The following is a 20,457-nucleotide window of genomic DNA, read 5'->3' on the forward strand; positions in this document are numbered from 1 at the left end:
AGCAAAGATTACATACAGCAAAGCGAGGATGCGATGGACTTGAGCAAGCGGATCGACAGGGCCATGACATCTGCAATCGCGCACGCTCAGGGGCAGATTGACCCCGATTGCAATGCGCCGGGGCGGCTGGCAGCGGCGTTGAATTATGCTGTAACGCCCGGCGGTGCCCGTATCCGTCCGACCATTTGCCTGTCGGTTGCGCGCGCTTGCGGGGATGACCGGCCGGACCTGTCGGACCGCGCGGCTATCGCGCTGGAATTGATCCATTGCGCCAGCCTTGTGCATGATGACCTGCCTGCATTCGACAATGCGGATTTTCGGCGGGGCAAGCCCACGGTGCATATGGCCTATTCCGAACCTCTTGCCGTGTTGACAGGCGACAGCCTTATCATTTCGGCTTTCGATTTGTTGTCTGGCGCCCCTGACGAAGATGCTGCGCGCGCGCTGCGCCTGCTGCGCCTGCTGGCGCGGCATACCGGTATGCCATATGGCATCTGTGCCGGGCAGGGCTGGGAAAGCGAATCGAGCGTTGATCTGAGCGCCTATCACCGTTCAAAGACAGCGGCCCTGTTCGTCGCAGCCACCCAGATGGGGGCGCAGGCTGCGGGGCATGAGCCGGGGGCGTGGGAAGAATTGGGTGCGCGTATCGGCGAGGCATTTCAGGTTGCCGACGACTTGCGTGATGCACTGTATGACGAGGCTGCGCTTGGCAAGCCTGCCGGGCAGGACGCGATTCACCAGCGCCCCTCGGCGGTTGAAGAATACGGCGTGCAGGGTGCAATCAAGCGCTTGCATGACATACTGGGCGGCGCGATTGCATCCATTCCGTCATGTCCGGGCGAAGGGCAGTTGGCGCAGCTTGTGCGGCTATATGCCGAAAGAATGACCCCGGTCGCGCCTGTCCGGGTCTGAGCGCTGTGGCAGATATTCATGCGCCGGACCAACCCTTCCGGCCAGCTGGCCTGATCAATCGCATTGTTGCCTCTGCCCGGTTTCAGTCGTTCTGCGCGCGTGTTCCGGGCTTGCGCGGTATTGCGCGGCGCGAAGGGGCTGCGCTGTTCGATCTGATGCAGGGTTTTGTGCAAAGTCAGATGCTGATGGCGCTGGTCGAATTGCGGGCGTTGCAAATGCTGGCGGATGGTCCGGCAACTGCGGATACACTTGCCACGCGATGCGATGTTCCGCCTGAAAGAATGCAGGTGCTGCTTCAGGCAGGGGCGGCGATGCGCCTTCTGAAACGGCGCGGCGAGAGATTCGCGCTTGCACGCCGTGGCGCTGCATTTCTGGCTGTTCCTGGATTGCAGGATATGGTGCGCCATCATGATGTTCTGTATCGCGACCTTGCGGACCCCGTTGCTTTTATCCGTTGCGAGACGGTGCCAGAGCTGGCGGAATTCTGGCCCTATGTTTTTGGTGCCAAAGGGGCGATGGACCCTGCGCAAACTGAACGATATTCGCGGTTGATGGCGGAAAGTCAGGCCCTTGTGGCGCAAGAGGCGCTGGCCCATCTTTCCCTGAAAGGCACGCATAAGCTTATGGATGTAGGCGGGGGCACGGGCGTGTTTCTGCGCGCCGTTCGCGCGCGCTATCCACAGATTGAACTGGTGCTGTTCGATCTGCCTGATGTCGTGGCGCAAGCGGCCCTGCCTGCCGATATTGCGCGCCACGGTGGGTCCTTCCGCAGCGACCCGTTGCCGCAGGGCGCGGATACCATCAGCCTTGTGCGGGTGCTTTATGATCACTCTGATCAGACCGTTCGCGCGCTTCTGGCCAAGGTGTTTGCTGCATTGCCCCCCGGTGGCCGCGTCCTGATTATTGAGCCGATGTCAGGTGGGCTGCGCCCCAATCCGCAGACAGATGTGTATTTCTCGGTTTACACTTTGGCGATGCAGACAGGCCAAACCCGCAGCGCGGCGCGCATTTCAGCGCTGTTGTCAGAGGCTGGTTTTGAAGAAATCTCGCGTGAACATGCGGATAGACCCTATATTACCTGCGTCTTGACGGCGTCCAAGCCTAAAGGCGGTGGTTGAGCGCAGAATAAGTGTCAATAAGAGTTGACAGTATGTCGTGTATCGTTATGATTACATTATAAGCAATCGAGTCGCGGTTTCTCTATTGGATAAACCTGAACGACCGACCAGGAGGGACCCGTGCAAACTGACGCCATCATCCTTTCCGCTCCACGCCAGCTTGCCTTGGGGCAGGTGGGTCTGAAGGATGCCGGGCCAGGGGATCTGGTGGTCAGGATCGGGTATTCCGGTATTTCCACGGGCACTGAAAAGCTGTTCTGGTCAGGCGAGATGCCGCCTTTCCCGGGCATGGGCTACCCGCTTGTGCCGGGCTATGAAGCCGCTGGCGAAGTCGTTGAGGCCGGGTGTGATACCGGCTACAAGCCCGGTGATCAGGTTTTCGTGCCGGGCGCAAACTGCTTTCAACCCGGCGAGCGTGGTCCGGTTTTTGGTCTGTTTGGTGGCGCATCGCGCCATCTGGTGACCGATGCCAAGCGGGTCACGCGCATTGATCCGAGCATGGGGGCCGAAGGTGCGCTGCTGGCGCTGGCGGCAACTGCGCGGCACGCGGTGGCGGGGCCGAATGCCAGCTTTCCCGATCTGATTGTTGGACATGGGGTTCTGGGGCGGCTGATTGCACGGATCACGGTTGCAATGGGTGCGCCTGCACCCACGGTCTGGGAAGTCAACCCAAGCCGGATGGCCGGGGCCGAAGGCTATCAGGTCTGCCAGCCTGAAGATGACAGTCGCCGGGATTATACCTGCATCATGGATGCCTCGGGTGCCGAAGGTCTGCTGGACCAGTTGATCGGACGCATCGCCAAGGGCGGCGAAGTGGTTCTGGCAGGTTTTTACACCAAGCCGCTGAATTTCACCTTTGTTCCTGCCTTCATGCGCGAGGCGCGCCTGCGCATCGCTGCGGAATGGCAACCCGACGACCTGATTGCCACGCGCAATCTGATTGAGGCAGGCGCCCTGTCACTGGGGGGATTGATCACGCATCACGCCAACCCCGCACAGGCCGCAACTGCCTATGAAACTGCTTTCAGTGACCCTGATTGCTTGAAAATGATCTTGGACTGGGAGGCCCACGCATGACCCTCGACATCCCGAACCTGAAGGATTTCGACAAGCGACTGCGTGAGGAAGCGCAAGAAGAGCCTACGCTTGAAGTGCCGCAGTCCGAGCCGACAAAACACACCCAGATTATCGCGATCTACGGCAAGGGCGGTATTGGCAAAAGTTTCACACTGGCCAATCTGTCTTGCATGATGGCCGAACAAGGCAAGCGCGTGCTGCTGATCGGCTGCGATCCGAAATCGGATACAACCAGCCTGTTGTTTGCGGGCAAGGCCTGCCCCACGATCATCGAAACTTCGACCCGCAAGAAGCTGGCGGGTGAAGAAGTCGCGATTGGTGACGTCTGCTATAAGCGTAACGGCGTTTTTGCGATGGAACTTGGCGGGCCGGAAGTGGGCCGGGGCTGTGGTGGCCGCGGGATCATCCACGGCTTTGAACTTCTGGAAAAGCTTGGCTTCCACGACTGGGATTTCGACTATGTCCTGCTCGATTTCCTGGGCGATGTGGTCTGCGGCGGATTCGGCCTGCCGATTGCGCGCGACATGGCGCAGAAGGTCATTCTGGTCGGCTCCAACGATCTGCAATCGCTGTATGTGGCCAATAACGTCTGCTCGGCGGTCGAATACTTCCGCAAGATGGGCGGCAATGTCGGCGTCGCAGGGCTGGTAATCAACAAGGATGACGGCACGGGTGAAGCGCAGGCTTTTGCGGATGCAGTGCAGATCCCGGTTCTGGCAACCATTCCGGCCGATGATGATCTGCGCAAGAAATCCGCGAATTACCAGATTGTCGGCACCGAAAAAAGCCAGTGGGGCCCGCTATTCGCTGGCCTTGCCGAGGCGGTGGGTATTGCCCCCCCGGTGCGGCCAACGCCGCTGGATCAGGACGGATTGCTGGCGCTGTTCGACAGCAAGGATACCGGCGGCGATGTGGTGCTGGAACCCGCGACCGACGCCGACATGCGCGGCAAGCATGCTGTGGTCAAGACATCGCTGGAAGTGGTGTATGACGATGCCTGAAGATTTCGGATATGACAGAAAGGGGGGCCAGCCCCCCGTCGGCTCCGCCGCCTCCCCCCGGAGTATTTCGGGCAAGAAAATGGGCGCAGAGGTGAGCTATGACGCGGCGGCTGAAGTTCAGGTGGAAACCCTGAACACCCCCGACGCAGCCCCTGAGGTTCCGACACAAGCCGATGGAATGGGCTGCCACGCCCCCGCCGAGAAGATGGATGCGGCGGCACGTGCGGCAGGCAATGGCGCGATGCTGGATCAGTTCGCAAAGGATTATCCGCGCGGGCCGCATGACAAGCCGGAATCGATGTGCCCGGCCTTTGGCAGTTTGCGCGTCGGATTGCGCATGCGCAGGGTTGGAACGGTTCTGAGCGGTTCTGCCTGCTGCGTCTATGGCCTGACCTTTGTGTCGCATTTTTATGGTGCGCGCCGGTCAGTGGGCTATGTGCCGTTCAATTCGGAATCACTGGTCACGGGCAAGCTGTTCGAGGATATCCGCGAAGGCGTGCACGAGATGGCCGACCCGGAGCGCTATGACGCGATTGTCGTCACCAACCTTTGTGTGCCGACAGCAAGCGGCGTGCCGCTGCGGCTGTTGCCCAAGGAAATTAATGGTGTGCGCATCATCGGTATTGATGTGCCGGGTTTCGGTGTGCCGACCCATGCCGAGGCCAAGGACGTGCTGGCCGGTGCGATGCTGAATTATGCCCGCCAGGAGGTCATGGCCGGGCCTGTGCCCGCCCCGGTCGCAGGGCGCGACAATCGCCCGACGGTGACCTTGCTGGGCGAAATGTTCCCCGCCGATCCGATGATGATCGGGGCGATGCTGGCGCCGATGGGGCTTGCCGCTGGTCCGGTTGTTCCTTGTCGCGAGTGGCGCGAAATGTATGCCGCGCTGGATTGCGGCGCGGTTGCGGCGATCCATCCGTTCTATTCGGCAGCTGTGCGCGAATTCGAGGCAGCGGGCCGTCCGATTGTAGGCTCTGCCCCTGTGGGGGTTGATGGCACACATGACTGGCTGGCCGCGATTGGCGCGGCGTTCAATGTCGCACCATCACAGATTGCAGCGGCGCAGAATGCTTTTGTACCAGCTGTAAAAGGTGCACTTGCCAATGCGCCGATCAAGGGGCGGATCACGCTTTCGGGCTATGAAGGCTCGGAGTTGCTGGTCGCACGTCTGCTGATCGAGAGCGGCGCCGATGTTGCCTATGTTGGTACGGCCTGCGCGGCGTCGCGCTGGAATGCGGCTGACAAGGAATGGCTGGAAGCGCGCGGCGTGGCGGTGAAATTCCGCGCATCACTGAGTGATGATCTGGCCGCGGCAGACGGGCTGGACCCTGATCTGGTCATTGGCACTACACCTGTCGTGCAGCATGCCAAGCAACGCGGCACACCGTCGTTGTATTTCACCAATCTGATTTCCGCGCGTCCCCTGATGGGGCCAGCCGGGGCCGGGTCTTTGGGCGAAGTGGTTAATGCCGCCATCGCGGGCAAAGAGCGTATGGACAAGATGCGCGACTTCTTCGAGGGCGTGGGCGAAGGTGATACCGCTGGCATCTGGGAAGGCAGCCCAAATCTGCGCCCCGATTTCCGCGCGCAACACCAGAAGAAGCTCGACAAGGCTGCACGCGCCGCCAAAGCGCAGGAGATGATCTGATGCTTGTACAAGATCATGATCGCGCCGGGGGCTATTGGGGGGCAGTTTATGCTTTCTGCGCCGTCAAGGGGCTGCAAGTTGTGATTGATGGCCCTGTAGGCTGCGAGAACCTGCCGGTGACCTCCGTGCTGCATTATACCGATGCCCTGCCACCGCATGAATTGCCGATTGTGGTAACGGGTCTGGGCGAAGACGAGATGTCTTCGGGCACCGAGGAATCGATGGCCCGCGCATGGAAGGTGCTGGATCCGGCGCTTCCTGCCGTGGTTGTGACAGGTTCGATCGCGGAGATGATCGGCGGCGGTGTGACCCCGCAAGGCACCAGTATACAGCGGTTTCTGCCGCGCACGATTGATGAGGACCAGTGGCAGGCCGCTGACCGCGCGATGACCTGGATCTTCACCGAATTCGGCATGACCAAGGGGCGAATGCCACCTGAGAAGAAGCGTGAAGAGGGTTCAAAGCCACGCGTCAACATCCTTGGGCCAATGTATGGCACATTCAATATGCCGTCTGATCTGGCCGAAATCCGGCGTCTGGTTGAAGGGATCGGTGCAGAGGTCAATATGGTCATGCCGCTGGGCGCCCATCTGGCCGAAATGCGCAACCTTGTGAATGCGGACGCGAATATCGTGATGTATCGCGAGTTCGGGCGCGGGTTGGCCGAGGTGCTTGGCAAGCCCTACTTGCAGGCACCCATCGGGATGGACAGCACGACGAAATTCCTGCGTCGCCTTGGGGAAATGCTGGGGCTGGACCCTGAACCGTTCATCACCCGCGAAAAGCATTCGACGCTCAAGCCAATGTGGGATCTGTGGCGTTCGGTCACGCAGGATTTCTATGCAACGGCCAGCTTTGCCGTCGTGGCCAATGAAACCTATGCGCGTGGTCTTCGCAATTTCCTGGAAAATGATCTGGGTATGCCTTGTGCCTTTGCGGTGGCGCGCACACGTGGCCAGAAAACGGATAATGATCGCGTGCGCGCACTGATGGCCGAGAAACGGCCGCTGATCGTGTTCGGTTCGATCAATGAGAAAATGTATCTTGCTGAACTGAAGGCCGGGCATGGGCCAGCGCCAGCCTTTATTCCAGCCAGCTTTCCGGGCGCAGCCATCCGGCGGCATACCGGCACCCCGATGATGGGCTATGCAGGCGCGACCTATGTGCTGCAAGAGGTGTGCAACGGCCTGTTTGATGCGCTGTTCCACATCTTGCCGCTGGGCAGTGCGATGGATGCTGCCGAAGCGACGCCTGCAACGCTGAAACGAGACTTGCCCTGGTCCGCCGAGGCCAAGGCAGAGCTGGACCGCATCGTGGCCCAGCACCCCATTCTGACCCGAATTTCTGCTGCGCGTACGATGCGCGATGCGGTTGAGAAGGCCGCGCTCGAACGTGGAGCAGATGAAGTTGACACAGATCTGGTTGTGGCTTTGCGGCCCAACCTGACACGCGCCTGATATAAAGGAGGACGCAACATGGCTGACTATACTGTCAATGCCCCCCGCCCCCGCGCTGAACGCGCTCGGGACTGGGAATACAAGCTTTACTTCAGTGTGATTTTCATTCTCGCCCTGGCGACAGGTTTGATCACCTGGGCTTGGCGTGTGGCAACGACCGGGAAACTGCCAGCGCTTGGTCCGATTGGTCGTGCGTTGAATGATGCGAATGTCATCGCACCGATTATTTTCCGCAGCTGACACAGCTTGCGTGAAGAAAGATTCCCGTAGGCAAGGGTCTGCGGGTGCGGGGGTCCTGCTATAACAGGCATGGCTTCCAACCCGGCCGCAGGGTGTGCGGCACAGTCTTATGATCCGGAGGATACTATGGCTGAAAACACTGATCTGTCTTTCACAGGTCTTACTGACGAGCAGGCCCAGGAACTGCACTCAGTCTACATGAGCGGTCTTACGCTTTTCGTAGGCGTTGCAGTGGTGGCGCATATTGCCACCTACATCTGGCGTCCTTGGTTCTGAGGAAGGAAAAGAAATGTCAAAATTCTACAAAATCTGGCTGATTTTCGACCCGCGCCGCGTCTTCGTGGCACAGGGCGTCTTCCTCTTCTTGCTCGCAGCAATGATTCACCTGGTGGTGCTGTCGAACGGCATCAACTGGTTTGCTGCTGCAGCAGCTCGCGCAGCAGGAAGCTGAGCCAGCGCGAGGAACGGAACTGTCGCGGGCGGTGGGCGATCCGTGTATCGCCCGCGACGATCTTCAAAAGGGAATTTCCCGACGCGGCCAGCCCGAATTTGGGTGTGACCGCCTGAGAGTGGAGAGGGAAGCATGGCACTGCTCAGCTTCGAACGAAAATACCGCGTGCCAGGAGGCACGCTGGTCGGCGGGAATCTGTTCGACTTTTGGGTTGGGCCGTTTTACGTCGGCTTCTTCGGGGTCACGACGATTTTCTTCGCCGTCCTCGGAACCCTACTGATTTTCTGGGGGGCGGTGCTGCAAGGCACATGGAACCCCTGGTTGATTTCAATCAATCCCCCACCCCTGTCTTACGGGTTGGGTCCGGCACCGCTGCTTGAAGGCGGGCTTTGGCAAATCGTGACCATTTGTGCAATCGGGGCTTTTGTATCCTGGATGCTGCGCGAGGTCGAAATCTGCCGCAAGCTTGGTATGGGCTATCATGTGCCCTTTGCCTTTGGCGTGGCTATTTTTGCCTATCTTACACTGGTTGTCTTTCGTCCCATCCTGATGGGTGCATGGGGACATGCGTTCCCCTATGGCATCTGGACGCACCTCGATTGGGTGTCCAATGTGGGCTACACCTACGGCAACTTCCACTATAACCCGGCGCATATGATCGCGGTGACCTTCTTCTTCACCACGACGCTGGCGCTGGCACTGCATGGCGCGCTGGTTCTGTCAGCGGCCAACCCTGCCAAGAAGGGCGACACGATGAAAACGCCCGACCACGAGGACACGTTCTTCCGTGATCTGATCGGGTATTCCGTCGGCACTCTGGGCATTCACCGTCTGGGTCTGTTGCTTGCGCTGAATGCCGGGTTCTGGTCTGCGGTCTGTATCGTGATCTCGGGTACCATCTGGTTTGACCAGTGGGTCTTCTGGTGGGATTGGTGGCTTGATCTGCCCTGGTGGCGCGATGTCGCAGGAGGCGTCAATGGTTGAGTATCAGAATATCTTTACCCAGGTGCAGGTACGCGCCGCCCCTGAAATGGGACTGGTCGAAGGCGTAGAGCTGGGAAACCGCACCAAATCGGCTGGCTTCTCGTCCTTGCTTGGCTGGTTCGGCAACGCACAATTGGGTCCGATCTATCTGGGCACCATGGGTGTGATCAGCCTTGCTGCAGGAACCATCTGGTTCGTGATGGTGGGCATGTGGTTCTGGGATCAGGCGGGCTACAACCCGGCTGTGTTCCTGCGCGATCTGTTCTGGCTGTCGCTTGACCCACCAGCGCCTGAATATGGCCTGAGCATGCCGCCGATGCGCGAAGGGGGCTATTACCTGATAGCTTCGTTCTTCCTGCTGATTTCGGTCATGGCTTGGTGGGTGCGCACCTATCTGCGCGCCGAGGCGTTGGGTATGGGCAAACATGTGGCATGGGCCTTCGCGTCTGCCATCTGGTTGTTCCTTGTCCTGGGCCTGTTCCGTCCCATTCTGATGGGGTCGTGGTCGGAAGCGGTGCCCTATGGCATCTTCACCCACCTCGACTGGACCAACCTGTTCAGCCTGCGTTACGGAAACCTGTTCTACAATCCGTTCCACGCACTCTCGATTGCTTTCCTGTATGGTTCGGCGCTGCTGTTTGCCATGCACGGGGCGACCATTCTTGCTGTCTCTCGTTTCGGCGGGGATCGCGAGTTGGAACAGATCGTGGATCGTGGCACGGCATCTGAACGCGCTGCCTTGTTCTGGCGCTGGACGATGGGCTTCAATGCCACGATGGAAGGGATCCACCGTTGGGCGTGGTGGTTTGCGGTTCTTGTGACGCTGACTGGCGGTATCGGGATCCTGCTGACCGGTACGGTTGTCGACAACTGGGCTGTCTGGGCCGAGGAACGCGGCTTCCGTCCTACCTATGACTAAGGAGCACTGACATGGTTGAACACGACTATATCCAGGAGACACCCACCGCGCGGTTGCGCAACTGGGTTATGTCCGAGATGTTGCGCGGTGCAGGATATGCAGCCTTGTTGCTGCTTGTCATCGGGGTGAGCTACGGCATCATCTGGGGTGTTGGGCAACTTTTGCCCAGCGAGAGCAAAAACGCCCCACCGCCCATGCCTTACAGTGCGCTACATGCGCCGCTGGTTACGGCAAAAGCTTGAACGAACTGGGGCAGGCCTGCCTAGGCTGGCCTGCCCCCACCAAGGTTTGGACCACATAGCCGGTCCGAACGCGGGCTCGTGACGCCCGGTTCCCTTTCCTGTTGGCGACAGGAAACTGGTGCCGTGTGGGGCAGCCCCACGGCACCTTTTTTCAGATAATACAGAAAAAACGAAAGGGAACCCCATGACATCGACACCGCATCTGGATCGTGTTGCAGGCCCCGCCGATCTGCGCGATTTTACCGATGATGAACTGGCGATCCTTGCGCAGGAATTGCGCAACGAGACAATCGAGACGGTCAGCCGCACGGGCGGGCATCTGGGGTCTTCGTTGGGTGTGGTGGAACTGACGGTCGCTTTGCATGCCGTATTTCGGACTCCCTTTGACAAGCTGATCTGGGATGTGTCGCATCAGTGCTACCCGCACAAGATCCTGACAGGGCGCCGCCATCAGATGGGCAGTTTGCGCCAGAAAGACGGTTTGTCCGGCTTCACAAAGCGCACCGAGTCGGTTTTTGACCCTTTTGGCGCGGCGCATAGCTCGACCAGCATTTCCGCCGCCCTCGGATTCACCATCGGGCGCGATATGGGCCAGCCCACAGGCGATGCGATTGCGGTTATCGGCGATGGGTCGATCACGGCCGGCATGGCCTATGAGGCGCTGAACAATGCAGGCAGCGAGGGCCGCCGATTGTTTGTGATCCTCAATGATAACGACATGTCCATCGCCCCGCCTGTCGGGGCCATGAACGGGTACTTGAACCGGCTGAACATGCCCCACGCATCGCTAAGCGAGATTGCACAGGGCTTCATGGCGGCCTTGCCTGCTAGTTTGCGCGAACAGGCGCAACGTGCTCGGCAACTTGTGACTGGCGCCCCGCCCGATGCGACGATGTTCGAACATCTGGGCTTTACCTATATCGGCCCGATTGATGGCCATTCCATGCCGGACCTGCTGGCGACCTTGCGCATTGCCCATGCCCGCGCCGAAGGGCCTGTGCTGATTCACGTCCGCACAGTCAAAGGCAAGGGCTACGCCCCTGCAGAGGCCGCCGATTGCAAATATCACGGCGTGTCAAAATTCGACGTGGCCTCGGGCGCGCAGTCAAAGGGCAGGGCCAATGCACCCAGCTACACCTCGGTTTTTGGCAAGGCGCTGACGGATGAGGCGTCGCGCGATCCGACGGTGGTGGCCGTAACCGCCGCTATGCCGAATGGCACCGGGCTTGATATTATGGGCAAGCGTTTTCCGCGACGCGTGTTCGATGTGGGCATCGCCGAACAGCACGCGGTGACATTCGCCGCTGGCATGGCCGCAAGCGGGCTGAAGCCGTTCTGCGCGATTTATTCGACCTTCTTGCAGCGCGGCTATGACCAGATTGTGCATGATGTGGCCTTACAGAAACTCCCCGTTCGATTTGCAATTGACCGCGCGGGCCTTGTGGGCGCGGATGGTGCGACCCATGCCGGCAGTTTCGATATCGCCTTCATGGCAAACCTGCCCGACATGGTGGTGATGGCGGCTGGCGATGAGGCGGAGTTGGTGCATATGGTGGCAACTGCAACCGCCTTTGACGAAGGCCCGATTGCCTTTCGTTACCCACGCGGCGAAGGGGCGGGGGTTGACCTGCCCGTACGCGGAGAGGTTCTGGAAATAGGCCGTGGTCGCGTGCTGAAGGAAGGGACCAAGCTGGCCTTCCTGTCCTTTGGTGCACATCTGCCAGAGGTCATGCTGGCGGTCGAAGCGCTTGAGGCGCGTGGCATCAGTTGCACTGTTGCGGATGCGCGCTTTGCCAAACCCCTCGATCACGGTCTGATCACGCAGTTGGCCAGCCATCATCAGGCGCTGATCACAGTTGAACAGGGTGCCGAAGGCGGGTTCGGGGCGCAGGTCTTGCATTACATGGCCAATAACGGGCTGCTTGAACGCGGTCTTGCCGTGCGCACAATGACCTTGCCGGATCGCTTTATCGAGCAGGGCAGCCCGGCCGAGATGTATCGCGATGCGTGCCTGACCGCTGATGATATAGCGCGCAGGGCGCTTCAGGCGCTGGGTGTCGAGACGCTTGCCCGTGGACAGATCAGGGCTAATGTTATCTAGATTAGGAACTTCTGAAACTCATCTTTTGTCAACCTGAAGGAGCTTGCAGAATGCCGAATTCAGAAATCAAGAACGCACCGCCCTTGTATGGATGGACCATAGCTATCGCCGCCGGGGCTGTGGCGACTGGCGTATCATTTCTTGCTGTCGGCATAGAGGGCAACGGCTCTGTCGGGATCGGGGCTGTTATCGCGCTGGTGGTTGGGGTGATCTTCACCATCGCAGAAACGCCGCCCAGCAAAAAACCCGTTCAGCCGACCAAGCAGGTTACGGCCAAGACCGCCGCCGCCGCGCCCACCGCGCCTGCGCCTGCGGCAAGCCCTGCCGCACCTGCCGCTGCGCCAGTCGCGTCCGCGTCAACTTCTGAGGTGGACGAGCAGACAGGCGTGCAACCGCAAGCGCTGGATGCGCCTGTTGGGCAAGCTGACGATCTCAAGAAGATTACAGGTGTTGGTCCAGTGCTGGAAGGCAAGCTGAACGATCTGGGGATCTATCATTTCTGGCAGATTGCGAAATGGAATGAAGAAGAGATCGCTTGGGTTGACGGTTTCCTGAACTTCAAGGGCCGGATTCAGCGCGACGAATGGATTGCCCAGGCCAGCAAGTTGGCAGCCGACAGCCCCGCGAAGCCCCCCGCCTGAGCTATGTTGCTTGAAGATGGTGCTGGCCCCGGTTTGATCGCCGGGAACGGCCAGACGTGGCGCTGTATCTGCGACAGCGTGATGGGCGGCGTCAGCACCGCAAGCCTTGAGCGTGAGGTGCTGGACGGTGTCAGCGCCCTGTGTCTTCGTGGTGATGTCAGTCTGCAAAATAACGGTGGCTTTGTTCAGATGTCACTGGACCTTGCCCCGCCAAGGGCGGTGCTGGATGCGTCTGAATATTCGGGCCTGTCGCTACTCGTGCGCGGCAATTCCGAACGCTACAATATTCACCTTCGCAGCCATGACATGACCCGAGTGTGGCAATCTTGGCGCGCAGAGTTTCGCGCGCCCGGTGAATGGACACACCTGTATATTCCCTTTTCCAGTTTCCACCCGCACAGAACGGATTTGCCGGTCAATCCCGCCCGGCTAAGTCGGGTTGGTCTGGTTGCCATCGGACGCGAAATGCGTGCCGATCTGGCATTGGCGCGGCTGGAATTTGCCACTGCAAGTCAGGCTGCACTCGCATCTCTCAGGGGCGCGACGGAAGCGTGACCATCCGCGCGCTACACCCGCGCGCAATCAACCTGTCATCGCAGCGCCGTGGTTCCAGATCATGGGTCAGGCACAGCCTGAGTTCCTGCGCCATGCCCGCGCGACAGGTCAGCGCGACCATATCACGCCCGATCCGTGGGTTTGCCGCGCGAAATTCGGCCAGCACCCTGTCGGGGGCTATCTGCCGGGGCTGGCCCTCTGCATTCAGGCTTTGCGGAAACTCCAGCCCTTTGAACGCCGCGCGGGTTTGCACGAAATACCCATCTGCATCCCATCCAGAACAACTTCCATGCTTTGCCCACTGGTGACGCGCCAGCCCGACAGACCCCATGATATCCATCATGCCCTGAAGCGCTGCGCGCGTTGGGTAAGGGTGGTCCGTGTCGCAAAATTCGGGCCATGTGCCACCGTCATGCTGCGGCCAAAGGCCGTGCACCAGCCACCCCGCGCCAGACCCATCCTGACAGCGCGCATCGCCCCGCGCTGCCCCTTCCACAGCGCACCAGCTTGGTGTCCAACTCAGCGCGAGGACCAGATAGCCGTCTGATCCCGGCCGCTCTTCGCGCATCTCCAGCCAAATCCAGCCCAAGAAAGCCAGAATTGCCAGTGCCGCAAGCGTGATTCTACGCATTTCTTCTTTCCCTCGTGCCATTCACTCGCTATAAGGCGATCATTCCAGAAATCGTGGAAACGCAGGTCCGCCCTGCAGCCGAAGTTCCGGCGCCCGATGAAGCATGCGCATTGCCCGCGCTCGTATGACAGGAGTTGATGTCATGTCAAAACCATTGATGCCCAAGGCGACCGCTGTCTGGCTGGTCGATAACACGACGCTCAGCTTCAAGCAGATTGCAGATTTCTGCGGCCTGCATGAATTGGAAGTGCAGGGCATTGCCGATGGCGATGTCGCAGGCGGTGTAAAGGGCTTTGACCCTGTCGCCAACAACCAGCTTGACCCGATCGAGATCGAGCGCGGTGAAAAAGACCCGCGCTACGCGCTCAAGCTGAAATACAACCCTGCTGCGCAGGGCGAAGAAAAGCGCCGTGGCCCGCGCTACACACCGCTGTCCAAACGGCAGGACCGCCCCGCCTCTATCCTGTGGTTGGTCAAGTTTCACCCGGAACTGGCCGATGCGCAGATTCGTCGTCTGGTTGGCACGACCAATTCCACGATCGATGCGATCCGCGAACGCACCCATTGGAATATTGCCAATTTGCAACCTATCGACCCGGTCGCTTTGGGCCTGTGCCGCCAGTCCGAACTGGACAAGGAAGTTCAGAAAGCTGCCGCCAAGCGCGCCGCCGAAGGTGGCGTCATGAGCGACGAGGAACGCCGCAAGCTTGTCTCGACCGAGCAATCCCTTGAAGACGATGCAGAGCCGAAAATGCCTGCCGGTATTGCCGGGCTGGAGAATTTCTCGATCAGTGACATGAATGCAGAGCCAGAGAGCACCAGCACCGCCGCCGATTACAGCGATGCGGACAGTTTCTTCAATCTTCCCGACGACGATGAAGAAGATGAAGACGAAGACAACAACACCGATATGCGTAACCGCTAGGTGAGCTTGGCGTTGTGACAGGTCAGGCAAGCGGCTTTTCATGGCTGAAATTTTCGGCTAGGCCGCTGCCTGACTGTTGTGCTGGCGAATTCGGGGAAAAGACATGAAATTCACGCTGTCCTGGCTCAAGGATCATCTGGAAACCGACGCGACACTGGACCAGATCACAGACGCACTGACTGACCTTGGGCTGGAGGTCGAAGAGGTGATCGACCCCGCGCAAAGCCTTGGTGCCTTTCGGATTGCCCGCGTGATCGAGGCCGTGCAGCACCCCGATGCCGACAGGCTGCGCCTGTGCCGCGTGGAAACATGGCCCACTGGCCCCGATGGGCCGTCCGAAGAGGTGCAGGTCGTTTGCGGCTCGCCCAATGCCCGCACTGGTATGCGCGGTGTGTTTGCCCCTGTGGGCACGCATGTGCCCGGCACAGGGGTGGACCTGAAACCCGGCGTCATTCGCGGTCAGGCCAGTAACGGGATGCTGTGTTCCGAGCGTGAATTGATGCTTTCAGACGCCCATGACGGCATTATCGACCTGCCCGATGATGCCCCCCTTGGCGCGCGTTTCATTGACTATGCGGGCCTGAATGACCCGGTCATTGACATTGCCATCACCCCGAATCGCCCGGATGCGCTGGGCGTGCGCGGGATTGCGCGCGATCTTGCCGCGCGCGGCATTGGAACGTTGAAAGCGCAATCGATTGAACCGGTTGAAGGCCGTTTTGCCAGCCCTGTTTCGGTGCAGATTGCGCCTGAGTTGAAGGACAAAGGCTGCCCGCTATTTGCTGGCCGCGTCATTCGCGGGGTCAAAAACGGTCCCTCGCCGGATTGGCTGCAAAAGCGCCTGCGCGCTATTGGGCTGCGCCCGATTTCGGCCTTGGTGGACATTACCAACTTCTTCACATTCGATCAGAACCGCCCTTTGCATGTGTTCGATGCTGACAAGGTTGTAGGTGGGTTGCACATTCACCCGGCCAAGGGCGGCGAAGAGATTCTGGCGCTGGATGACAAGACTTACAGGCTTGAACCCGGTCACATGGTCATTTCAGACGAGTCCGGTATTGAAAGCATTGCCGGAATCATGGGGGGTGAGCATTCGGGCTGTACAGAGGAAACAGTCAATGTGTTCCTCGAATCGGCCTATTGGGACCCGATCACCATTGCGGCCACAGGTCGTGCGCTGAAAATCAATTCTGATGCGCGCTATCGGTTTGAACGCGGGGTTGACCCGGCCTTCACGCTGGACGGGCTAGAAATGGCGACCCGCATGGTGCTGGACCTGTGTGGTGGAGAGGCGTCCGAGGTTGTGGCAGACGGGGCTGTTCCTGACACAACGCGCAGCTATCGGTTTGACCCGACACGCGTGCATTCGCTGGTTGGCATGGACATCCCCGAGGGCGAGCAGCGCGACACGCTTGCCGCGCTGGGTTTCGCGCTGAGCGGCGATCAGGCCAGCCCGCCATCCTGGCGGCCCGATATTCTGGGCGCGGCTGATCTGATCGAAGAGATTGCGCGCGTCGCATCGCTCAGCAAGTTACAGGGAAAGCCGCTGCCGCGCCCGCAGGCCGGTGTTGCGCGCCCGATCCTGACACCGATGCAGTTGCGCGAACGCGCAGCGCGGCGTGTTCTGGCAGGGCAGGGCTATAATGAATGCGTCAGCTACAGTTTCATTGATGCCGCATCCGCAAGCGCCTTCGGCGGCGGGGCCGATGCTGTCCGGCTGGAAAATCCGATCTCGTCCGAGATGACCCATATGCGCCCTGATCTTTTGCCTGGGCTGTTACAAGCCGCAGCGCGCAATCAGGCGCGGGGCGCATCGGACCTTGCCCTGTTCGAGGTTGGCCCCGTTTTCAGTGGCGGCGAACCGGGCGAGCAGCATATCCAGGCGGCCGGTATTCTGGTCGGCGCGACCGCCCCGCGCGATCCGTTTGGCAGCCGCCGGTCCGTCGATCTGTATGACGCCAAGGCCGATGCCGAAGCGGTGCTGTCCGCTATCGGCGCCCCTGCAAAGTTCCAGATTCACCGCAAGCTGCCCAGCTGGTTCCATCCGGGGCGGGCTGGCGTTATCAGCCTTGGGCCGAAATTGCCGCTTGCTGTATTCGGAGAGTTGCATCCAAAGGTGATCAAGGCGTTTGATCTGAAGGGGCCGGTTGTCGGGTTCACCGTTTATGTCGAGAATCCGCCTTTGCCCAAGGCGCGCAAGACCACACGCCAATCGCTGAGTATCAGCACCCTGCAACCGGTAGAGCGCGACTACGCCTTTGTTCTTGATGCGCAGGTAGAGGCGTTGAATGTGGTGAATGCGGCTGCTGGTGCCGACAAGTCGCTGATTGCCGGCGTGCAGGTGTTTGACGAATTCTCCGGCCCCAAAGCCGAGGCGCAGTTTGGGCAAGGCCGCAAGTCGCTTGCAATCTCGGTCCGTTTACAGCCGGTGGAGCGCACCTTGACGGATGAGGATATCGAGAGCATCAGCCGCAAGATCATTGAGAAAGTCGAAAAAGCGACAGGCGGGACATTGCGCGGGTAACGTGCTGGACTGATCCGGGTCCTTCGCGCGCAGATGCCCGCTGGCGCGTCAGATACTGCGTTTGAAGGTCGGATTATCCGGGCTGTCTGCGTCTTTCATGCTTTGAAGTGTCTTGTAAGACGTGTTTTCGGTCGGGCGATCCGGTGCCTCGGGTTGGTCCCCTTGTGGCGTTGGTTCAGCATCTGGCAAGATGTCATCTTCAACGGGCGGATCACCTATCGTTTCACGTATATGCTCTAGCAAGGATACCTGAAACGCCGGCGATGGCCCGACAAGTCGGCTGCGCTTGTCTTCCAGAATCGCGCGTCTCAGGCGCGCCAGATCGTCGCTTTCACTTGATGCCTGCGCTTGCTGGACCGCTGAAGTGGTTATGGTACGCGCCACTTCCGCCACCGGTTTTGACGCGGTTGAGGGTGCTTGTGCCAGCGTATCGCGCGCGGGGGCGGGTGCCTGGGTCATGCCGGGCACTATCGGGGGTGTTGACATTCTTGCCTCCGGTCCTTGCAAGAAACTGAAACTGCTTTGCAAGGAAGTATCACCCATCAGGCTTAGCAACTTCCTAATGCGCCATCAGAAAATACGGAAAATTTTATCTTTCTTTCAATGAAAAGGCCCGCAGCGAACTGCGGGCCGATTCAGGCGCAAACTTGACCACCTATCGCAGGACAGAACGTCCGGCATAGACCGCCGTTTCGCCCAGCGCCTCTTCGATACGGATAAGCTGGTTGTATTTTGCAAGCCGGTCAGAGCGCGCCAATGACCCTGTTTTGATTTGCCCGCAATTCGTGGCCACGGCCAGATCCGCGATGGTGGCATCCTCCGTCTCGCCCGAACGGTGGGACATCACGCAGCTCATCCGCGCGCGGTGTGCCATGTCAACGGCTGCCAATGTTTCGGTCAATGTGCCGATCTGGTTGACCTTGACCAGCAACGAATTTCCGCAGCCCTTCTCGATGCCATCAGCCAGTCGTGTCGGGTTGGTGACAAACAGGTCATCGCCCACAAGCTGCACCTTGTCGCCCATCAGCGTGGTGAGTTTGGCCCAGCCGTCCCAATCATCTTCGGCCATGCCATCCTCGATCGAGATGATCGGGTAATCCTTGACCAGCCCCATCAGATAAGATGCATTCTCGTCGCGGGTCATGACTGCGCCTTCGCCTGTCATGTGGTACTTTCCGTCGCGGAAATACTCTGTTGCGGCGCAATCCAGCGCAAGGAAAATGTCTTCGCCCGGCTTATAGCCCGCTTTCTCGATAGATTTCAGTATGAAATCCAGGGCCTCTCGTGCGCTGGACAGGTTTGGCGCAAAACCACCCTCGTCACCGATCCCGGTGGACAGACCTGCATCCGAAAGTTCCTTTTTCAGGGTATGAAACACTTCTGCACCCATGCGCACCGCTTCGCGGATGTTGGGTGCGGCGACCGGCATGATCATGAATTCCTGAATGTCGATGGGGTTGTCGGCATGTTCGCCCCCATTGATGATATTCATCATCGGCACTGGCAAGGTGCGCGCCGAAGTGCCGCCGACATAGCGAAACAGATGTTGGCCAGTGTAATCGGCGGCCGCCTTGGCCACCGCCATCGATACACCAAGAATGGCATTCGCGCCGATCCGCCCCTTATTGGCTGTGCCGTCCAGTTCGATCATGGTGGCGTCAATTCCGACCTGTTCGGTTGCGTCAAAGCCGACCAGAGCCTCTGCCAATTCGCCATTCACGGCGGCTACCGCATCCAGAACGCCTTTGCCCATGTAGCGGGATTTGTCGCCATCGCGCCGTTCCACGGCTTCATGTGCGCCAGTTGACGCGCCAGAGGGGACGGCTGCGCGCCCCAGCGTGCCATCTTCAAGGATAACATCCACCTCGATGGTTGGGTTGCCCCGGCTGTCCAGAATCTCGCGGCCAATAATGTCGATAATCGTGCTCATGGGGTGCCCCTGCTGGCTGAAATGACGGTTGCGCTTTCTATAGCCGCAGTTGAGTACGGTTTCCAGTGTTCGCCGCCGGACGGATCAGACTGAATGATATGCCCGAGGCGTTGCGGGGGGCGATAACTGTGCCGCGCCGCGCATTTGCGTGTGAGTGAGAACCCTGCGAAGCTGATCCTTGCCGCGTATGTCCGGACCTTGTGTCGAATGCGGGACACTAGGCCACTTTCGTTTCGCGCCACAGCGTGAACATGCCTGCCGCCACAATAATGCCCGCGCCAAGCAGCGTCAGCATGTCAGGCCTTTCGCCAAAGACCAGCACCGCAACGATCAAGGCAAACAGCATGCGCGTATAGCGAAAGGGGGTTACAAATGACAACTCGCCCACGCGCATGGACGCAACCAGCGCGTAATAGGCCAGAACCCCAACCCCCAAAGCCGCAACCAGACCCGTGAATTGTAATGCGCTGGGCAGGATGGCGGGTGTATCCATCGTCACCATCAGGAAAACGCCCGCCGGAATAATCATGGCAAAGGCCCAGCTTGAGATCTGATAGCTTGAGACAGTCCGCGGAATCACGCGGGTTGCAAGGTCGCGCCCCGCCAGTCCGATAACCCCGATCACCGCAAAGAGCGACGCCGGTTCAAACCCCGCCATGCCCGGCCGGACGATCAGCATGACCCCGAAAAACCCGATGCCAATGGCAGTCCAGCGCCGCCATCCGACCTTTTCGCCCAGAAACAAGACAGCGCCAAGCGTGACCACAAGCGGGGCTGCCTGAAGGATGGCCGATGCTGTTGCCAATGAGGCCAGCACGAAGCCCAGCACGAAGCCCACTGTGCCGATCAGTTCGGCCGTGTTGCGCAATAGAAGCGCTGGTGTTAGCAAGGCCGGTGACAGCAGTTGCTGTCCTTTGCGATGGGCGATGACCCCAAATGCCAGCGCCCCGCCGATTCCCAGAAAGACCAGAATTTGACCGACGGGGAGTGTGTCGGCCAGCAGTTTTATAAACATATCCTCCAAAGCGAAACCGGCCATGGCCAGCGCCATCAGGACCGCACCGCGCAGATTGTCGGACATGGACTCTTCCTTCACAGGTT

21 protein-coding genes are annotated in these 20,457 nt (G+C 59.6%); 17 read left to right on the plus strand and 4 right to left on the minus strand.

Annotation, left to right across the window (positions count from 1 at the left end; translation table 11 throughout):
* The first annotated feature begins 33 nt into the window (after positions 1-33).
* From EV660_RS09415 to EV660_RS09485, 15 genes are all read left to right on the plus strand, one after another.
* A complete protein-coding gene (locus EV660_RS09415; RefSeq protein WP_071481893.1) occupies positions 34-912 on the plus strand; it encodes a polyprenyl synthetase family protein in 879 nt (292 codons plus the stop codon).
* A 5-nt stretch (positions 913-917) separates the two neighbouring features.
* A complete protein-coding gene (locus EV660_RS09420) occupies positions 918-2,030 on the plus strand; it encodes a methyltransferase (protein WP_375781725.1) in 1,113 nt (370 codons plus the stop codon).
* Positions 2,031-2,150: 120 nt separating this feature from the next.
* Positions 2,151-3,107 (plus strand): chlorophyll synthesis pathway protein BchC, encoded by a 957-nt coding sequence (bchC, locus tag EV660_RS09425; RefSeq protein WP_071479746.1) that lies wholly within the window; start codon positions 2,151-2,153, stop codon positions 3,105-3,107.
* On the plus strand, positions 3,104-4,108 hold the full coding sequence (locus tag EV660_RS09430) for a chlorophyllide a reductase iron protein subunit X (RefSeq protein WP_071479745.1): 1,005 nt from the start codon (positions 3,104-3,106) through the stop codon (positions 4,106-4,108). The genes bchC and EV660_RS09430 overlap by 4 nt, the downstream gene beginning before the upstream one ends.
* Positions 4,109-4,187: 79 nt before the next feature.
* Complete coding sequence (gene bchY, locus EV660_RS09435) at positions 4,188-5,756, plus strand: chlorophyllide a reductase subunit Y (protein WP_071481892.1); 1,569 nt, start codon at positions 4,188-4,190, stop codon at positions 5,754-5,756.
* Positions 5,756-7,213, plus strand: a complete 1,458-nt coding sequence (bchZ, locus tag EV660_RS09440; RefSeq protein WP_071479744.1) for a chlorophyllide a reductase subunit Z — start codon at positions 5,756-5,758, stop codon at positions 7,211-7,213. The genes bchY and bchZ overlap by 1 nt, the downstream gene beginning before the upstream one ends.
* A gap of 18 nt (positions 7,214-7,231) precedes the next feature.
* A complete protein-coding gene (gene pufQ, locus EV660_RS09445) occupies positions 7,232-7,453 on the plus strand; it encodes a cytochrome PufQ (RefSeq protein WP_071479743.1) in 222 nt (73 codons plus the stop codon).
* Between the two features lie 126 nt (positions 7,454-7,579).
* Positions 7,580-7,729: a light-harvesting antenna LH1, beta subunit gene (gene pufB, locus EV660_RS09450; protein ID WP_071481891.1), complete on the plus strand. Its 150-nt coding sequence runs from the start codon at positions 7,580-7,582 to the stop codon at positions 7,727-7,729.
* A 13-nt stretch (positions 7,730-7,742) separates the two neighbouring features.
* Positions 7,743-7,904 carry a light-harvesting antenna LH1, alpha subunit gene (gene pufA / locus EV660_RS09455; protein ID WP_071469793.1) on the plus strand — a complete coding sequence of 54 codons (162 nt, stop codon included), beginning with the start codon at positions 7,743-7,745 and terminating at the stop codon, positions 7,902-7,904.
* A gap of 132 nt (positions 7,905-8,036) precedes the next feature.
* Positions 8,037-8,888 (plus strand): photosynthetic reaction center subunit L, encoded by an 852-nt coding sequence (pufL, locus tag EV660_RS09460; RefSeq protein ID WP_071479742.1) that lies wholly within the window; start codon positions 8,037-8,039, stop codon positions 8,886-8,888.
* Positions 8,881-9,807 (plus strand): photosynthetic reaction center subunit M, encoded by a 927-nt coding sequence (pufM, locus tag EV660_RS09465; RefSeq protein WP_071479741.1) that lies wholly within the window; start codon positions 8,881-8,883, stop codon positions 9,805-9,807. The genes pufL and pufM overlap by 8 nt, the downstream gene beginning before the upstream one ends.
* 11 nt (positions 9,808-9,818) lie before the next feature.
* Positions 9,819-10,049, plus strand: coding sequence for an RC-LH1 core complex protein PufX (gene pufX, locus EV660_RS09470; RefSeq protein ID WP_071479740.1), 231 nt, complete (start codon positions 9,819-9,821; stop codon positions 10,047-10,049).
* Between the two features lie 184 nt (positions 10,050-10,233).
* Positions 10,234-12,150: a 1-deoxy-D-xylulose-5-phosphate synthase gene (gene dxs, locus EV660_RS09475; protein ID WP_071479739.1), complete on the plus strand. Its 1,917-nt coding sequence runs from the start codon at positions 10,234-10,236 to the stop codon at positions 12,148-12,150.
* 50 nt (positions 12,151-12,200) lie between these two features.
* Positions 12,201-12,791 (plus strand): hypothetical protein, encoded by a 591-nt coding sequence (locus EV660_RS09480; RefSeq protein WP_084634697.1) that lies wholly within the window; start codon positions 12,201-12,203, stop codon positions 12,789-12,791.
* A gap of 3 nt (positions 12,792-12,794) precedes the next feature.
* The gene (locus tag EV660_RS09485; protein WP_071479738.1) at positions 12,795-13,346 is read left to right on the plus strand and encodes a CIA30 family protein; all 552 of its coding nucleotides are present in this window, start codon (positions 12,795-12,797) and stop codon (positions 13,344-13,346) included.
* Here the strand turns inward: EV660_RS09485 and EV660_RS09490 are convergent.
* Entirely contained in the window at positions 13,324-13,977 is a 654-nt protein-coding gene (locus tag EV660_RS09490) for a ribonuclease T2 family protein (RefSeq protein WP_071481889.1), read from the minus strand. The genes EV660_RS09485 and EV660_RS09490 overlap by 23 nt on opposite strands.
* Before the next feature lie 142 nt (positions 13,978-14,119).
* On the opposite strand from EV660_RS09490, the gene EV660_RS09495 reads away from it, so the two are divergent.
* Together EV660_RS09495 and pheT are read left to right on the plus strand one after the other, a co-directional pair.
* On the plus strand, positions 14,120-14,902 hold the full coding sequence (locus EV660_RS09495; RefSeq protein WP_071481888.1) for a DUF1013 domain-containing protein: 783 nt from the start codon (positions 14,120-14,122) through the stop codon (positions 14,900-14,902).
* A gap of 103 nt (positions 14,903-15,005) precedes the next feature.
* Entirely contained in the window at positions 15,006-17,426 is a 2,421-nt protein-coding gene (gene pheT, locus EV660_RS09500) for a phenylalanine--tRNA ligase subunit beta (RefSeq protein WP_071479737.1), read from the plus strand.
* Positions 17,427-17,474: 48 nt separating this feature from the next.
* Here pheT and EV660_RS09505 read toward each other — a convergent pair whose 3' ends face one another.
* The 3 genes from EV660_RS09505 to EV660_RS09515 form a co-directional block, all read right to left on the minus strand.
* Positions 17,475-17,912 carry a hypothetical protein gene (locus EV660_RS09505; protein ID WP_134013989.1) on the minus strand — a complete coding sequence of 146 codons (438 nt, stop codon included), beginning with the start codon at positions 17,910-17,912 and terminating at the stop codon, positions 17,475-17,477.
* 169 nt (positions 17,913-18,081) lie between these two features.
* Positions 18,082-19,356 (minus strand): phosphopyruvate hydratase, encoded by a 1,275-nt coding sequence (gene eno / locus EV660_RS09510; RefSeq protein ID WP_071479735.1) that lies wholly within the window; start codon positions 19,354-19,356, stop codon positions 18,082-18,084.
* A gap of 217 nt (positions 19,357-19,573) precedes the next feature.
* Entirely contained in the window at positions 19,574-20,437 is an 864-nt protein-coding gene (locus EV660_RS09515) for a DMT family transporter (protein ID WP_071481887.1), read from the minus strand.
* Between the last annotated feature and the right edge of the window lie 20 nt (positions 20,438-20,457).

Source organism: Roseinatronobacter bogoriensis DSM 18756, from assembly GCF_004366635.1.
In the GTDB taxonomy this organism is placed as follows: Bacteria; Pseudomonadota; Alphaproteobacteria; order Rhodobacterales; family Rhodobacteraceae; genus Roseinatronobacter; species Roseinatronobacter bogoriensis.

Coding starts and splice junctions, on each gene's coding strand:
- EV660_RS09415 (WP_071481893.1), top strand. CDS start 34: ATGGACTTGAGCAAGCGGATCGACAGGGCCATGACATCTGCAATCGCG.
- EV660_RS09430 (WP_071479745.1), top strand. CDS start 3,104: ATGACCCTCGACATCCCGAACCTGAAGGATTTCGACAAGCGACTGCGT.
- bchY (WP_071481892.1), top strand. CDS start 4,188: ATGGGCGCAGAGGTGAGCTATGACGCGGCGGCTGAAGTTCAGGTGGAA.
- bchZ (WP_071479744.1), top strand. CDS start 5,756: ATGCTTGTACAAGATCATGATCGCGCCGGGGGCTATTGGGGGGCAGTT.
- pufQ (WP_071479743.1), top strand. CDS start 7,232: ATGGCTGACTATACTGTCAATGCCCCCCGCCCCCGCGCTGAACGCGCT.
- pufB (WP_071481891.1), top strand. CDS start 7,580: ATGGCTGAAAACACTGATCTGTCTTTCACAGGTCTTACTGACGAGCAG.
- pufA (WP_071469793.1), top strand. CDS start 7,743: ATGTCAAAATTCTACAAAATCTGGCTGATTTTCGACCCGCGCCGCGTC.
- pufL (WP_071479742.1), top strand. CDS start 8,037: ATGGCACTGCTCAGCTTCGAACGAAAATACCGCGTGCCAGGAGGCACG.
- pufM (WP_071479741.1), top strand. CDS start 8,881: ATGGTTGAGTATCAGAATATCTTTACCCAGGTGCAGGTACGCGCCGCC.
- pufX (WP_071479740.1), top strand. CDS start 9,819: ATGGTTGAACACGACTATATCCAGGAGACACCCACCGCGCGGTTGCGC.
- dxs (WP_071479739.1), top strand. CDS start 10,234: ATGACATCGACACCGCATCTGGATCGTGTTGCAGGCCCCGCCGATCTG.
- EV660_RS09480 (WP_084634697.1), top strand. CDS start 12,201: ATGCCGAATTCAGAAATCAAGAACGCACCGCCCTTGTATGGATGGACC.
- EV660_RS09485 (WP_071479738.1), top strand. CDS start 12,795: ATGTTGCTTGAAGATGGTGCTGGCCCCGGTTTGATCGCCGGGAACGGC.
- EV660_RS09490 (WP_071481889.1), bottom strand. CDS start 13,977: ATGCGTAGAATCACGCTTGCGGCACTGGCAATTCTGGCTTTCTTGGGC.
- EV660_RS09495 (WP_071481888.1), top strand. CDS start 14,120: ATGTCAAAACCATTGATGCCCAAGGCGACCGCTGTCTGGCTGGTCGAT.
- pheT (WP_071479737.1), top strand. CDS start 15,006: ATGAAATTCACGCTGTCCTGGCTCAAGGATCATCTGGAAACCGACGCG.
- EV660_RS09505 (WP_134013989.1), bottom strand. CDS start 17,912: ATGTCAACACCCCCGATAGTGCCCGGCATGACCCAGGCACCCGCCCCC.
- eno (WP_071479735.1), bottom strand. CDS start 19,356: ATGAGCACGATTATCGACATTATTGGCCGCGAGATTCTGGACAGCCGG.
- EV660_RS09515 (WP_071481887.1), bottom strand. CDS start 20,437: ATGTCCGACAATCTGCGCGGTGCGGTCCTGATGGCGCTGGCCATGGCC.